This window comes from Pseudoalteromonas piscicida, assembly GCF_002744175.1.
GTDB classification, from domain to species: Bacteria; Pseudomonadota; Gammaproteobacteria; order Enterobacterales; family Alteromonadaceae; genus Pseudoalteromonas; species Pseudoalteromonas piscicida_B.
On sequence record NZ_NKHF01000018.1, the window covers coordinates 18,023 to 32,109 of the forward strand.

15 protein-coding genes are annotated in these 14,087 nt (G+C 42.5%); 11 read left to right on the forward strand and 4 right to left on the reverse strand.

Annotated elements, in window-relative coordinates; all coding sequences use genetic code 11:
- Window position 1: 1 nt before the first annotated feature.
- From arsB to CEX98_RS03800, 7 genes are all read left to right on the forward strand, one after another.
- Entirely contained in the window at window positions 2–1,024 is a 1,023-nt protein-coding gene (arsB, locus tag CEX98_RS03770; protein ID WP_099640789.1) for an ACR3 family arsenite efflux transporter, read from the forward strand.
- A 17-nt stretch (window positions 1,025–1,041) separates the two neighbouring features.
- Window positions 1,042–1,545, forward strand: coding sequence for a protein-tyrosine phosphatase family protein (locus CEX98_RS03775; protein ID WP_099640790.1), 504 nt, complete (start codon window positions 1,042–1,044; stop codon window positions 1,543–1,545).
- A 2-nt stretch (window positions 1,546–1,547) separates the two neighbouring features.
- A complete protein-coding gene (locus CEX98_RS03780) occupies window positions 1,548–2,558 on the forward strand; it encodes an ArsJ-associated glyceraldehyde-3-phosphate dehydrogenase (protein WP_099640791.1) in 1,011 nt (336 codons plus the stop codon).
- A 9-nt stretch (window positions 2,559–2,567) separates the two neighbouring features.
- Complete coding sequence (gene arsJ / locus CEX98_RS03785; RefSeq protein WP_099640792.1) at window positions 2,568–3,791, forward strand: organoarsenical effux MFS transporter ArsJ; 1,224 nt, start codon at window positions 2,568–2,570, stop codon at window positions 3,789–3,791.
- Window positions 3,792–4,465: 674 nt separating this feature from the next.
- Window positions 4,466–4,756, forward strand: coding sequence for a hypothetical protein (locus tag CEX98_RS03790; protein ID WP_099640793.1), 291 nt, complete (start codon window positions 4,466–4,468; stop codon window positions 4,754–4,756).
- A 243-nt stretch (window positions 4,757–4,999) separates the two neighbouring features.
- On the forward strand, window positions 5,000–5,305 hold the full coding sequence (locus tag CEX98_RS03795) for a hypothetical protein (RefSeq protein ID WP_143484317.1): 306 nt from the start codon (window positions 5,000–5,002) through the stop codon (window positions 5,303–5,305).
- 69 nt (window positions 5,306–5,374) lie between these two features.
- Complete coding sequence (locus CEX98_RS03800; RefSeq protein ID WP_099640795.1) at window positions 5,375–5,839, forward strand: hypothetical protein; 465 nt, start codon at window positions 5,375–5,377, stop codon at window positions 5,837–5,839.
- 53 nt (window positions 5,840–5,892) lie between these two features.
- Here the strand turns inward: CEX98_RS03800 and CEX98_RS03805 are convergent, their stop codons facing one another.
- From CEX98_RS03805 to CEX98_RS23185, 4 genes are all read right to left on the reverse strand, one after another.
- Entirely contained in the window at window positions 5,893–6,357 is a 465-nt protein-coding gene (locus CEX98_RS03805; RefSeq protein ID WP_099640796.1) for a GNAT family N-acetyltransferase, read from the reverse strand.
- A 116-nt stretch (window positions 6,358–6,473) separates the two neighbouring features.
- Complete coding sequence (locus tag CEX98_RS03810) at window positions 6,474–6,995, reverse strand: GNAT family N-acetyltransferase (protein WP_099640797.1); 522 nt, start codon at window positions 6,993–6,995, stop codon at window positions 6,474–6,476.
- A gap of 69 nt (window positions 6,996–7,064) precedes the next feature.
- Window positions 7,065–7,703, reverse strand: a complete 639-nt coding sequence (locus CEX98_RS23180) for a hypothetical protein (protein WP_242441611.1) — start codon at window positions 7,701–7,703, stop codon at window positions 7,065–7,067.
- 4 nt (window positions 7,704–7,707) lie between these two features.
- Window positions 7,708–8,235 (reverse strand): MFS transporter, encoded by a 528-nt coding sequence (locus tag CEX98_RS23185; protein WP_242441612.1) that lies wholly within the window; start codon window positions 8,233–8,235, stop codon window positions 7,708–7,710.
- Between the two features lie 101 nt (window positions 8,236–8,336).
- Between CEX98_RS23185 and CEX98_RS03820 the strand changes: the two genes are divergently transcribed.
- From CEX98_RS03820 to CEX98_RS03835, 4 genes are all read left to right on the forward strand, one after another.
- The gene (locus CEX98_RS03820; RefSeq protein WP_099640798.1) at window positions 8,337–9,224 is read left to right on the forward strand and encodes a LysR family transcriptional regulator; all 888 of its coding nucleotides are present in this window, start codon (window positions 8,337–8,339) and stop codon (window positions 9,222–9,224) included.
- Between the two features lie 164 nt (window positions 9,225–9,388).
- Window positions 9,389–11,674 carry an InlB B-repeat-containing protein gene (locus tag CEX98_RS03825; protein ID WP_099640799.1) on the forward strand — a complete coding sequence of 762 codons (2,286 nt, stop codon included), beginning with the start codon at window positions 9,389–9,391 and terminating at the stop codon, window positions 11,672–11,674.
- A gap of 370 nt (window positions 11,675–12,044) precedes the next feature.
- Window positions 12,045–13,184 carry a S8 family serine peptidase gene (locus tag CEX98_RS03830; RefSeq protein ID WP_099640800.1) on the forward strand — a complete coding sequence of 380 codons (1,140 nt, stop codon included), beginning with the start codon at window positions 12,045–12,047 and terminating at the stop codon, window positions 13,182–13,184.
- 157 nt (window positions 13,185–13,341) lie between these two features.
- Window positions 13,342–14,049 (forward strand): DUF4386 family protein, encoded by a 708-nt coding sequence (locus CEX98_RS03835; RefSeq protein ID WP_099640801.1) that lies wholly within the window; start codon window positions 13,342–13,344, stop codon window positions 14,047–14,049.
- The last annotated feature ends 38 nt before the right edge of the window (window positions 14,050–14,087 follow it).

A 14,087-nucleotide genomic window follows, 5' to 3' on the forward strand; every position in this document is an offset into this window, starting at 1 on the left:
AATGGGCATTTTTGAACGTTATTTATCTTTGTGGATTGCAGTATCTATTTCTGTGGGTGTCATCCTTGGGGTTGTTTACCCTCCTCTGTTTGAAACCGTGGCTACGCTTGAGGTTGCTCATGTTAACGTGGTGGTGGCGGTTTTCATCTGGGTGATGATATATCCCATGATGGTACAAGTAGACTTTTCAACCATCAAAGAAGTGGGCAAAAACCCACAGGGGCTTGTATTAACTCTAGTGATTAACTGGCTTATCAAACCCTTTTCTATGGCGGCATTAGGATGGCTGTTCTTTGAAGGATTGTTCGTCAACTTTGTGTCACCAGAAACCGCTCAAGAATACATTGCAGGCATGATTTTACTCGGCGTAGCGCCATGTACGGCCATGGTGTTTGTCTGGTCGCAGTTAACCAAAGGCGATGCAAATTACACCTTAGTTCAAGTTTCAGTTAACGACATCATCATGATTTTTGCATTTGCCCCAATTGCAGGGTTATTGCTTGGGGTAACTGATATTCATGTGCCTTGGGGAACTCTGTTTATCTCCGTTTTATTGTATGTATTGCTGCCTTTGATCGCAGGAGTACTAACAAGAAAAAGCCTCAATAGCTCAGGTCGTGATGAAACCGCTATCGCAGCCTTACTGGAGAAGCTCAAGCCCTTTTCTATCATAGGGCTACTCTCAACAGTAGTACTCTTATTCGGGTTTCAGGCGAACACCATTTTAGACCAGCCACTCAATATCTTGCTAATTGCTATCCCGCTTATTCTGCAAACCTACGGCATCTTCATAATTACCTATTTTATCGCGGTAAAAATTAAGCTGAAGCACAATATTGCAGCTCCCGCCTGCTTGATTGGAACATCAAACTTCTTTGAGTTGGCAGTAGCGGTAGCCATTTCTCTTTTTGGCCTACATTCTGGTGCAGCATTAGCTACTGTAGTGGGCGTACTTGTCGAAGTCCCCGTCATGTTGTCTCTTGTTGCGATAGTGAATAGAACAACACATTGGTTCAATGAATAGTAATTAGAAGGTAGCTTATGCACATTCATCCATATGACAAATTGACGCTTGATAACGGAGCTAGCTTGATTTTTACGCCCTGCCCCGGCACAAGGGACGTTGATTTGACCTCGTCAATACAGCAATTGAAAGCAGCGGGGGCACAAGCCGTCGTCACCTTAATGTATGACGCAGAAATAAAGAACAACCTCGCTGACGACCTTCCAATTGTATGTAACACCCATAGCGTACAGTGGTTTCAGTTACCTATTCCCGATGACGATGCACCTAATGAGGTATTTGCCGCGGCTTACAAGTCGCATATTGATGGCATGCTATCTATTTTGCGCAATCAAGGTACGGTTGCGGTGCATTGCAAAGGCGGTTCTGGTCGCACAGGTTTAGTTATTGGAATACTTATGTATGAGCTAGGGTACGAAAAGGCAGAGATCATTAAACAGGTAAAAAAAGTTCGCCCAAAAGCATTCTCTCACCCAGCACAACTTTCATTTTTCAATGAGTTTCAAAAAGTAGGAGCTTAACAATGGCAATTAAAATTGGTATTAACGGTTTTGGCCGCATGGGCCGCTTAACACTCAGAGCGGCTTTTGGTTGGCAAGAAGTAGAGTTTGTGCAAATTAACGACTCTGCTGGCGATGCAGAAACGTTAGCGCACTTATTAAAGTACGACTCTGTGCATGGCACCTGGTCACATGAGGTATCTTATGATGACAATAATGTAATTATTGATGGGCAAGCCATTCGTGTAACACAAAACAAAGCGATTAGTGATACTGACTGGTCTGACTGTGATTTGGTCATTGAAGCCTCCGGAAAAATGAAAAAAACGGCGCTATTACAAGCTTATTTAGACCAAGGTGTGAAAAAAGTTGTGGTTACCGCGCCTGTAAAAGAAGAAGGCGTACTCAATGTGGTGATGGGAGTAAACGATCACCTCTACGATGCCAAGCAACATGCCATCGTTACCGCGGCTTCTTGCACTACAAACTGCCTTGCGCCAGTGGTAAAGGTATTACAGGACAACATTGGCATTAAACATGGCTCAATGACGACGATTCACGATATTACTAATACCCAAACCATTCTAGATGCCCCGCATAAAGATTTACGTAGAGCACGCGCATGTGGCATGAGTCTGATCCCTACAACCACAGGCTCTGCAACGGCGATTACTCATATTTTCCCTGAATTAAAAGGCAAATTAAATGGTCACGCAGTGCGTGTACCTCTGGCGAATGCGTCAATCACTGACTGTGTATTTGAAGTTGAGCGTCCAACCACTGGCGCTGAAATTAACGAGTGGATGAAGGCCGCCGCAGAAGGCGAATTAAACGGTATTCTTGGCTATGAAGAAAAGCCACTTGTGTCAATCGACTATAAAACTGACCCTCGCTCTAGCATTGTCGATGCGCTATCAACAATGGTAGTCAACGGTACTCAAGTAAAACTGTATATTTGGTATGACAACGAGTGGGGATATGCAAACAGAACTGCGGAACTGGCTCGCAAAGTTGGCCTCTCTATTCAAGGGTAATGTAACACTATGAAGCGCTTGGCATCATTACCAGACGATATTAAGCAGTATCTCGTTGTAACTGGCAACTATTGGGCATTCACATTAACTGATGGCGCGCTACGCATGTTAGTCGTGCTTCATTTTCATGCCCTAGGCTATAGCCCGCTTAACATCGCGATGTTGTTCTTGTTTTACGAAATCTTTGGCGTTGTCACCAACCTAGTCGGTGGCTTTTTAGGTGCTCGCTTGGGGTTAAATAAAACCATGAACATTGGCTTAGCGATTCAAATTATCGCTTTGTTGATGTTGGCCGTTCCGGCTGAATGGTTAACCGTCGTGTATGTGATGATTGCGCAAGCGCTCTCAGGCATTGCCAAAGACTTAAACAAAATGAGCGCCAAAAGCTCGATTAAAATGTTGGTTGCCTCAGGGCAAGAAGGCACACTGTTTAAATGGGTTGCAGTATTAACAGGTTCTAAAAATGCCCTGAAGGGAGTTGGTTTTTTCTTAGGTGGCCTGCTGCTAACTTGGTTGTCGTTTAAAGGTGCAATGTTGCTGATGTCAGGTGTGTTAGCGCTTGTGTGGTGCTACAGCCTATATGCATTGAAAAATGACTTAGGTAAAGCCAAGCACAAACCTAAATTTACCGACATTTTTTCAAAGAGTCGTTCTATCAACATTTTATCGGCTGCACGACTGTTTTTGTTTGGTGCTCGTGATGTTTGGTTTGTTGTTGCACTGCCTGTATTTTTATCTCAAGCCTTTGCATGGGATCACTGGACAGTAGGTGGCTTTTTGGCCCTTTGGGTAATTGGTTATGGTATTGTGCAATCTATGGCTCCCAAGCTTGTGCAGTTCAAAGAGCATGCTTCACCTGCTGTAGAAACGGTAAAGTGGGCAAGCTTACTGGCCTTGGTTACATTGGGTATCGCCCTATCGCTATTTTTTAGTTGGGAAGTCAAAACATTACTCATTGTTGGTTTAATGACCTTCGGTGTGCTGTTCGCAATTAACTCTTCATTGCACAGTTATTTGATTGTTAGCATGGCAGATGCCGACGGCGTTTCCCTAGATGTTGGCTTTTACTACATGGCGAATGCAATGGGACGTTTAATAGGCACCGTTCTGTCAGGTTGGATTTTCCAGCTCTACGGTTTGGCGGCTTGCTTAGCGATCTCATTTGTTTTTATTACCTTGGCAGGACTGATTTCGAGTAAGTTACCAGCAACCACGGCTAACATAAGCCAATAACAAGATTCCTCGCGCTCCTTTGATATGCAACTTTCACAGGAGCGTATTGCCTTTTCGTTCAAGCTTTTGGATATTTTTTCTCATGAGCAACAAGCGTGATGTTTGATAGCTCATACCTCGTTGCCCCTAAAGCATAGATGGATAGGTCCTAGCTTCACCTGACCGACTGTTATGAGCGTTCAAGAGATGGTCGCCATTAGATGGCTATGCTAGCTTCATTTTACAAAGTGCTCATTCAACCAACTCATTCCTGCTTTGAGCGTATAGCGGATGATGACCAAAGCTATGTGTACGAGTTAGCAGCTCGATAGCTGTTTAAAATCAATTTGTTAACCTGCTTAACTGCGCGAGATAGCGACCTCTGTATACGTAAAAAAATATAATTGCTTATTAAGGCAAATTTAGGTGTAATGAATACATAACAAGCGCTGAGCGATGCAGTGAAAGCTTACATAACACTAGCTAGGAAAGTGAGAGCCTTCAAAAAGCCTATTTTTTCTAAAGTAAGCCATAGCATAAACAACACTAAGTCTGTCACACCGAGCAGGTAGCGACTCAGCCTAACAAGCGATTATGCAACACAAACTGCGTGTCGCATAAATACTAAAATGTTAATTTTCTTATGATAATTCGTTTTATATTTTTAAGTTTGTTTATGTATTGCAGGGACAAATATGGCTTCAAATAAAATAGGACCACCTGAAGGAGTTTCGGCTGAAGATTGGGAAGCCATGCTTCAGCAAAGGTTTGAAAATGAACTCAAAGCGACTCCTTCTTTACCTCCTTGGGAAAAATTTCCTGAATATGAACCTAACAATATATTTTGGCGAATGGGAACAGGTGAAGAGTATCTAACCGATTATTTTGGTGTTTACTTAAAGTACGCAAGTAAAGACGATATTCAGGCATATAAATTGATATACCCCGCTCCTAAAGTTTGGGAAAGTTGGTATAATGAAAATTAAAAAGTTAATTAAACAGTGGACGCAAAACAGCAGGCTTGCGCTTAGTTTAGCCTGCTATTTCCCGCTGTTTATTAAGGCGTTATATTTCACCACAGACTTAAGGGGTAGATTTAATTGAAGAATTTCAAGGAAAAGTATGTCACTGTTACTTTTTCCTTTTTATTTCAATCTAATAGGTCCGCAAGAGGTGGTTTTAGATACATACATGAGAGAAATAACCCCTCTGAATGTAATATGAGGGAAGTGGAAAATGAAAAGATTATACTTCATGTTACTAGGCTTGTTCGTAATAAAAGCGAGGATATCTTGCAAGAGAGAGCAGAACTAGAAAGTGACATGAAGCATTACGGAGGTAAGTTTTTAAATCAAAAGTATCGCTTTATTTCATCCCATGGAAACTTGAGTAATATAAAAATATCCAAAACATCCAAGCTTTTAACAATGCTAACACCTCCCGGAGATGCGCGGACTTACATTAAGCAAAAAGTACCCTTGTATTCTTTAGTGCTGGTATTTGCTCTTTATGTTCTTGTACTTTGGGTGAAATAAAATATAATAAGTGCCTAAACCAAAGGACGCAAAATAGTAGGCTTGCGTTAGGCAAACAAGGAGAGTTCAGTGAAAAAATTAACTTTAGTATTCATGTCCCTTATTTTATCTTTTTCAAGTTCTGCAAATGACAAGTTCACGGCAGATCAGTTAATCGAGAAAGCAAAGGCATTTGTATTGGCCAAAAATTATCGCCAACAACCAAATACAACCACTAAAGAAATAGATCATTATCTATCGTTATTATCTGATAATTTCATAGATGAACATGTTAAATTCAAGTTTACGTATACTGATAAATCGAAACTCCGTTCAGATATGGTTAGTAAACTAAAAGATGAAGTTATAAAAAGCAATATTGAGATAGACGAAATTATGGTAGGGGCTAATGTTGTTTTTATAAAAATGACTGAAACGGGCAAAGTTAAACCGGCGCATCTAGACAAAACTATTGAGTACAATAAAACTAATATCGTCTCATTAGAATTTGATGAAACAGGTTTAATTAAACATATTCGTCGCCATCACGGTTAAAATATGCCTAACACATATGAACCTTCTCCCCTCAAGTAAACACCCGAATTCAACTAGACTAATACTTTACTCATCACCACCACATTTACATTACGATATGTCACTTTTTCGAGCGGCTGCCAGCCTAGTTTTCGATATAAGCCGCCTTCAGGGTGCTCTGTTTGTAAATATAACGTAGTAACACCAAATGTTGAGGCTAATCGCTCTGCTTCTTTGACTAAGCGTGACGCGAGTTTATTCCCACGATAGGGCTTGTCCACATAAACGCCACCAATCCAGTGCGCTTTATCTGTGTAGATACTCATTTCATGAAATTTAAGTTGCACAGCTCCGGCTACTGTATCGCCATCAAGCGCAACGATCACACAAGGAATGGCTGACTCGTTAAGATAATCCTGCAGTTTTTGCTCAAAGCTTTCTTCACAAGCTGCTGCAACAATACTACCCCACTCATCAAAGTACCACTTGGCAATAGTTGGGATGAGTGCTTTGTGATGTGCTAATAGTGTAAACTCCATTTTAACTACCTCAGGTTATTGAGCTCGGTTTGTAAGGCCAGCCCCTGCACTTTTTAGAACGGTTCAATGTATTCAGTTACCAATAGCAAGTCAATCTTTACGAATTTATCAGCAAGTTAATTTCTATTTAATTGATAAATATAGGTATCGTGTTTTTCACCAGCGATATCCAAAAACGCGCTTAGGCAGCGCTTACGCTCCATACCTAGCTTCAGCATCAACCGCTGCGATTGCAGATTGCCAACTGCGCACATTGCCTGAATGGTATCGACAGAGCACTGTTGAAAAGCTTCTTTTATCAGTGCCGCAGCAGCCTCATAGCCGTAGCCGCAACCAATTTCATCCTCTGCTAATCGAAACCCAATTTCACCAACCCTTTTCTCTTCGTCAACATATTTAAAAACTAGCTCGCCAATTAGTTGTCCTTTTTGCTTGTTCACTATAGCCAAGATCAAGCGCTCATTTTGCTCTCCCTTCCAAGGCTGGCATGCTTGAACTAGCCGCTCTTTTGCCGACTCGATCGTGGCAGGCGCACCAATATATTTTGACGTCTTTGGATTTTTCCGATGGCTGTAAACTGCATCAAGATCATCCATTGTCATCCGCCTCATGAACAAACGTTCGGTTTCAAACTGCATTTGTATTGCTCCCTAAATACATGGTGAACCCACTCCCCCAAAAACGCCCAGTAGCCAAAGCTTGCATTTCTATTGCTCCTTACAAACCGGCATAAAGACAGTGCGTAGATGTCGCCAAGTGATAAACAGTAACAACGCACAACCAAAAACTAACGCCGCAAGAGACTCTACGCCACTTAACAACCATCTGTTGACTAGCCATGCCACACAAGAAAAAAATAATAGCTCAACCGCACCAACCAGCGCATTCGCTGTTCCTGCTTTTTCTGGATGTAAAACCCCAATGAGATGCATATAACTTGGAAAATACGCCCCAAATACAAACATGATGGCAGCATAAGCAAGCAATACAGCGATTGCACTACCACTTGCAAAAAGCAGCAATAACACACTGACAACCAACGCGGGCCAAGTCCAAATAACAATGTCTAAGTAAGAACGCTTGCGCTGAAGCACCTTAGTCAACCCAGATCCGATGAGTAGCCCAAACATAGGGATCATCATCGCCTGACCTATTGCTTTAGCTTCAAAGCCAAACTCTCTGGCCAGTAAAAATGGTAGATACAATTGAATAGTGAGATACAAAAAGGTCGGTAACCATTTGAGCGATGCAAGGGAGATAAATGAGCGGTTTAGCAATAGGCTTTGATACTCGTTAAAGAGTGCTTTTGGCCTTATCGACATGGTGACTTTACTGCTCTGTTGCATGGTTTTATGGCCATAAAAACAAAATCAAAATATAATAAGAGAACGCAAACCATGACATCCCCTGCCACCCTACCCAGCCAGATAACACCCCAGCTAAAAAAGGGCTACAAATAGCAGTAATACTCACCGACATTGCCAACGTCGCCATCGCGCTTTTGAGTTCACTGCCAGATAACCTTGCTGCGAGTATTGTTCTGCCAATCAGCACTGGCGAGGCTGCGCCAACACCTTGTAACACTCGGCCAATAAAAAACACCTCAGCGCTTGAAGCTATGGAGCAAAAAACCGTCCCTAAAAGCAAAATAGCCAGTCCACCAAAAAACAGTGGCCTGTCGCCAAACTTATCTCGAAGCGGCCCAACCAACAGTTGTACGGCGCCTAACGTAGTAAAATAGCTAATTACTGCCGCTTGACCTTGGCTAGGCGTAAGCTGCAAAGACTCAGTGATATCAGGTAAAACAGGAATATAAATTTGGCTCGCAATTTGAGAACAAGACATCAGCAAAACAGCTAAAAACACTACTTGAAACACGTCACCACCCCTTCACTCAATGAAGCACCATGTTATCGGGCTTTTAATGTCTAAAAAACAAGGTAATATAAAAAACACTTATTCCTATCAGGAAACAATAAATGGATTGGTTAACGGGTGTGAGAAGCTTTCACCGCGTGGTTGAATTCGGCAGCTTCACTAAAGCCGCTGAAGAAGAAGGCATTTCAGCATCAGCAATAAGCAAGCGTATTGACTGGCTAGAGCAGCAGCTTGGGTTAAGCCTGTTTATTCGAACTACACGACAAATAAACTTAACTGAAGCAGGGCAGCAGTTTTTGCCTAAAGCAGCGGCGTGGTTAGCACAGTTCGATAGCTTGCTGGACCACGGCCAAGAACTTAACCAAGAACTCAGCGGAAGCCTAAAGATAGCATCCACTTTGGCGGTGGGTAGTACTATTCTAATGCCAAATATCGAGTCGTTTTTATCAAGGTATCCAAAGCTAAAAATTCACCTGAATGTCATCGCCCCCGGCGCACACCCCGATCTTAACCATGACTTAGTGATCACACGCTACTACGAAGCCTTCGACTCGTCTTCTCATAAAGGCAGCCGCCTTATTGACTATCAAATGCAGATTTTTGGCGCCCCTCACTATCTCAAGCAACACAAACCGATAGAATCACTGGACGATCTCCGCCAACATAAGATGTTGCTGAGCAGTTACTACCATAAACTTGGGGGGATTATTTTAGAAAGCGGAGATGTCTTTCAATTTGATAACTACAACTTTGTCTCGGATCAGCTAAACGCTATGCTCACAGCTGCGGTACAGGGCTTAGGGCTGGTATTTATTTCTCCAAGTTATGTTCAAAGGGAGCTAGACCAAGGTTTACTCGTTCCAGTATTGCCTGAGGTAAAATCAGAAACAAAGCAATTATGGGCGTATTACCCTAAAGCAAATTACACCCCCTACAAAACTCAACTGTTTATCAAGCACCTAAAAATACAACTGAATTTAACGGAGTAATGACGCCTTCTCTTCACAATTGTTCACATTTTTAGTCCAAAAATCTTCTATAAATTGAGTGCTGCATGGTAGTTTAGGGTGTTTACTCAGTTTCCAGTACCACCTTGTACAGGGCGAGTAATACGTTAAATTACGCGATATGACGTGACTCTAAAGGACTAATAATGAGTTTTAATCACTTTTCAAAAACTACGATAACAACTCTACTCTCAGGGCTAACTGCGGTCAGTGCGCAAGCTAGCCAACCACTAAATTTAGATACCATCACCAACCCACAAATAGATTGCAATACAAAAATTGAATTACTAATAGCCAATGCTGCCAGTGGCGTAAGTGATAGGCTCTTACCTGCCGAATCTATGCTGGATGTCATCAACACCCACTGCACACAAGAGCAGCAAACTACAAATGATGCTGAGCGCAATCCACCAGAGCTCAGGTCGATTGACTTCACTTCAAACTCAGTGAACGTCAACGATGGTGATAAAACTGTTGATATTACCTTGAGATTTTACGATGCCAGCGGTGTAAAATCCGCACGCGTTTATTTATCACCACCAACGGGCTTCAGTTGGGGTGGCAATAAATCTGCGGTCGCTGGTAATTGGCAACAAACCGAGGAACCGGATGTTTATGAAAGCAAGACCCGTTTTACGTTCACCGATGCCGACATCAGTGGCAAGTGGTTTTTAACCCTAGGACACTTAGTTGACGTAAACAACGCGGTTCGTTTTTGGCTTCGCGAAAGCGAAATTGAAGCTGCTGGCTTTAATCCATACATCGTCGTCTCAAATGATAAGGTCTCTGAAGGAGTTAACCCTGAGATCAAATCTATTACGATTTCAGACACTGAGGTTGATGTAAATACAGGCGATAAGACGGTTAACGTAACCGTAGAAGCTTACGACCAATCAACTATGTCTAAAGGAGTAATTAGGGTCTCACCACCTAGTCAGTATAAATCACTTGCTATAAAACAGGCTGAGTCATCTGATTGGCAAGAAACAGATGTCGAAGGAGTTTATCGTTCGAATTACTCTTTCACCTTTACTGATAAAGACCTACCTGGTGAGTGGTTTGTGGCCTCAGCAATGCTCACTGACAGCAACGGAAATATGGGAGTTTACAACCAAGGACACTTTAACACACTAGGCTTACCTTCTGTCATCACTGTAAAAAATGAAACGGAACTGGATATGGTACCACCGAGAATCGACCATATCGCTTTTTCATCTAATCAACTGAGATCTGCAAGTGGTGAGCAAAAGGTAACGTTAACAGTCACAGCATCGGATCCATCGGGGATGATAAAAGGTTATTATGCTCTCAGGGCACCGGAAGGTTCTGACGCGAAAGATAAGCTTTTCACCATAGAGCAATGGCAACCAGGCAATGGTCAACATGAGTTTGTTGGTACTGCAGATTTGAGTTTCAGCACCGATGACTTGCAACAAGGTCAAGGTGTTTGGCAATTAGACGCGAGTATTCAAATAGACTCTGCGGGGATATATAGCCAAGGTGCTAAAGCGCGAGAGTTAACAACGCTAGGCGCTACGCCTTATATCTTTGTTGATGAAGAGCAGATCAATAAAATTTCTGTTAGAGATATAACGGGAGCCAAACAGGTAAAAATGGGGTCTAGCATCCCTGTTACGTTAGAAATAACTGAAAACACGCTACCGAGTTTACCTAGTCGTTTTCATCTTTACCTAGATTCTGAAGCCGCATTAAAGCTTAAGCTCCAATCAATTGATAACGAATATACTACTAGCTGTGAAACGTTAAATAACCGCCATGTATGTAGTTTTAGCAATGGTTCTGACATTAAATCGGTTCAAGTCTCGTTTAATGTAACGCCCAGCGAAGTAGGCGAATTTACACCAACCATCCGCTTCTCATCAGAATTCCCTGAATTAGACTACACAGACAACAAAACTGCGTTTCAGATAACAAGCTATGAACCGAAACTGTTTAATGTCGTGTTTAAAAATTGGGATGGCAACGTGCTTTCTACTCAAACCATTGAAGAAAGTACTTCCGCAACGGCTCCTCAAGTTCCGCCTCGAGAAGGTTATACATTCTCAGGCTGGAGTGCAGACTTTAGCAATGTGGATCAAGACCTTATCATTACTGCACAATTTGAGATTACTCAGTATCAAGTCAAGTTCGTAGATTGGAATGGTACGGTACTCAAAACAGCTGAAGTGTCTCATGGGCAAGCGGCAACACCGCCTGAAGAGCCGAAACGAAATGGCTACCTATTTACTGGATGGGATTTAGCCTTTGACAAAGTGACCAGTGAGTTAGTCATCAAAGCACAGTATAAAGCGAGCTCAACTCCAACAACTGCCGAGAAAGCAGATAAAGGTAGTTCCGGTGGTGCATTCAGCTTTTTACTAGCAATGCTAAGCACACTAGTGGCTTTTGTTAGACGCAGAACATCTGCATAACTTGCAAAACCTGATTTCAACAGCATAGCGACACTTAGCTATGCTGTTTACCGCCCCTGATTACATCATAATACCAAACTGACAACTCGTCTGATCAATTCGACGAGTAAGTATCGCCTATTTTGACCTGCTCTTCGAATAATTAATGCCCTCTAGCTTGTCACTGAACAAGATAACAACTCCAACCCAATCAACAAAGCCAACTTAATTTGGCAAATTAAAATCAAAAACCTTCTTGTTTATGCACCTAAATAAGAAAAAGTAGATGTTTTTTTCATTTCACCTTTGACAATTATTAATATAGAGCTAACTTTGTTAACAACCTATTTCAAAGGTTAATTTTAAAACAATTATAAATAGGAACAATAAGATGAAAAGAACACTACTTACTTTGTCCATTATGTCTGCATTTGGAACTACTAGCGTTTTTGCACAAGATGCAACGTATCAAGGCGCAGCAGTTGATGCTGAAATTGCAAATACCTGTATCGTGCGCTTTAAAGATGATGTGTCAAAGTTCGATGTTGAAGGCAAGGCTCGTGGCATGGCTGCAAAAGCGAACGCACACGCAAAGCATGTTTATAAAAACACCATTAAAGGTATGGCTGTGAATATGAGCTGCGATAAAGCAAAATCCGTGTTTGCTGGGAATAACGACATAATGCGCTTTACTCCTGATGGCAAAGTGTATGCAAGTCCAGCAAAAACCAAAGGAAAGCCAGGCGGTGGTAGCAACCCACAAACAACACCTTGGAGCGTAACGCGTGTTGGTGGTCCTGTGAATGGCAATGGTTATACTGCTTGGGTTATCGATACAGGTATCGATTTAGATCACCAAGACTTAAACGTTGACGAAAGCCGTGGTTTTTCGGCATTTTCTAGCGGCAGAAATGCAGGTATGGACGATAGCAATGGTCACGGTACACACGTAGCAGGTACGATTGGCGCACTCGATAATGATATCGATGTAGTAGGTGTTGCTGCAGGTACAACGGTAGTGCCAGTAAAAGTGTTGGACGCTCGCGGCTCTGGAAGCTGGTCGGGTGTTTTAGCTGGGGTTGATCATGTTGCGGTCAATGCAAGCCCTGGCGACTGCGCAAATATGAGTTTGGGTGGCGGCTTCAACCAAGAGCTAAATGATGCCGTTGAAAGCGCAGCGCAACAGTCTGGTGCTTTCTTCGTGGTCGCGGCTGGTAACGAAAGCCAGCACGCGGCAAATGTGTCTCCGGCAAGTGCCTCACATAACCGTGTATTCACGATTTCAGCGACCGACTCAAGTGACCGATTTGCTAGCTTCTCAAACTACGGCAATCCACCTGTAGATTATGCAGCACCGGGGGTTGGCATTTTATCGCTTAAACATGGCGGCGGAACAACAACGATGTCGGGCACCTCAATGGCTTCACCAGCAGCCTGTGCCGTGATTATGATGCGAAATGGTAACCCAGGTACAGATGGCAAAGCCTCGAACGATCCGGACGGTAATGCAGATAGCATTATTCATCTTTAAAGCAGCTTCCTGAGCACCTGATGGTGCTCTTCTCATTCCTAACACACCTCCCCCGATAAACTATTGTTACAAATAAGCTCTCCCTATTTTTGGCGCAGATGCTCAGTATGTTGCTAAACTGAGCACAACAATAATAATCAAATTTTTTGGAGTAGCCATGTCATTACAGAAATGGGGAGGAGTTGCAGCACTCACAGAAGCAGCGACTTATTTGTTTGGCTTTGTATTATTTTTTGGGGTATTGGATTCTAGTGGGCAAAACACACCCGAGCTTTATCTAGATTTTTTCATCCAAAATCGCGACACCTTTTTCCTTGGCTATATTGTCATTGGGATTATTTTCAGTTTCACGCTTATCGTGTTGGTACAAGCCATGCATCAGCGCTTGAGTAAAGTCTCACCTGAAATAATGAAATTTGCTAGCGTAGTAGGCTATATCTGGGCCGCAATTGTGCTTGCAAGTACCATGATTTTTTTAACCAGCATTGCAGTGATCGCAGAGTTTCATGAAACAGATCCGGCCCTTGCACTAACGGTTAATCGCACCATCTCGATCGTGGTAGATGCCCTTGGCGGTGGGATTGAATTGGTAGGTGCAGTATGGGTACTAGCGGTTAGCTATGTAGGTATTAAACATAACGTTTTTAGTTCACTATTACATTATTGGGGGTTGTTGGTCAGTATTGCTGGGATCCTTACCTTGTTTTCTGGTCTGTCTTCTCTTTCAACAAATCCATTTTTTGACGTGACCACTGCCATCTTCGGGTTAGGGCAAATCCTATGGTTTATCGTATTAGGCGTGATGTTATTGAGAGATAAAACACCAGCGAAGGTTACGTTAGGCACACAACCTTTGCTGGAGTAATATCTTCAAGGGGAAAATGCAAAATTATTACCAGAACC

Coding starts and splice junctions, on each gene's coding strand:
- CEX98_RS03780 (WP_099640791.1), top strand. CDS start 1,548: ATGGCAATTAAAATTGGTATTAACGGTTTTGGCCGCATGGGCCGCTTA.
- arsJ (WP_099640792.1), top strand. CDS start 2,568: ATGAAGCGCTTGGCATCATTACCAGACGATATTAAGCAGTATCTCGTT.
- CEX98_RS03820 (WP_099640798.1), top strand. CDS start 8,337: ATGGATTGGTTAACGGGTGTGAGAAGCTTTCACCGCGTGGTTGAATTC.
- CEX98_RS03825 (WP_099640799.1), top strand. CDS start 9,389: ATGAGTTTTAATCACTTTTCAAAAACTACGATAACAACTCTACTCTCA.
- CEX98_RS03830 (WP_099640800.1), top strand. CDS start 12,045: ATGAAAAGAACACTACTTACTTTGTCCATTATGTCTGCATTTGGAACT.
- CEX98_RS03835 (WP_099640801.1), top strand. CDS start 13,342: ATGTCATTACAGAAATGGGGAGGAGTTGCAGCACTCACAGAAGCAGCG.
- CEX98_RS03805 (WP_099640796.1), bottom strand. CDS start 6,357: ATGGAGTTTACACTATTAGCACATCACAAAGCACTCATCCCAACTATT.
- CEX98_RS03810 (WP_099640797.1), bottom strand. CDS start 6,995: ATGCAGTTTGAAACCGAACGTTTGTTCATGAGGCGGATGACAATGGAT.
- CEX98_RS23180 (WP_242441611.1), bottom strand. CDS start 7,703: ATGCAACAGAGCAGTAAAGTCACCATGTCGATAAGGCCAAAAGCACTC.
- arsB (WP_099640789.1), top strand. CDS start 2: ATGGGCATTTTTGAACGTTATTTATCTTTGTGGATTGCAGTATCTATT.
- CEX98_RS03775 (WP_099640790.1), top strand. CDS start 1,042: ATGCACATTCATCCATATGACAAATTGACGCTTGATAACGGAGCTAGC.
- CEX98_RS03790 (WP_099640793.1), top strand. CDS start 4,466: ATGGCTTCAAATAAAATAGGACCACCTGAAGGAGTTTCGGCTGAAGAT.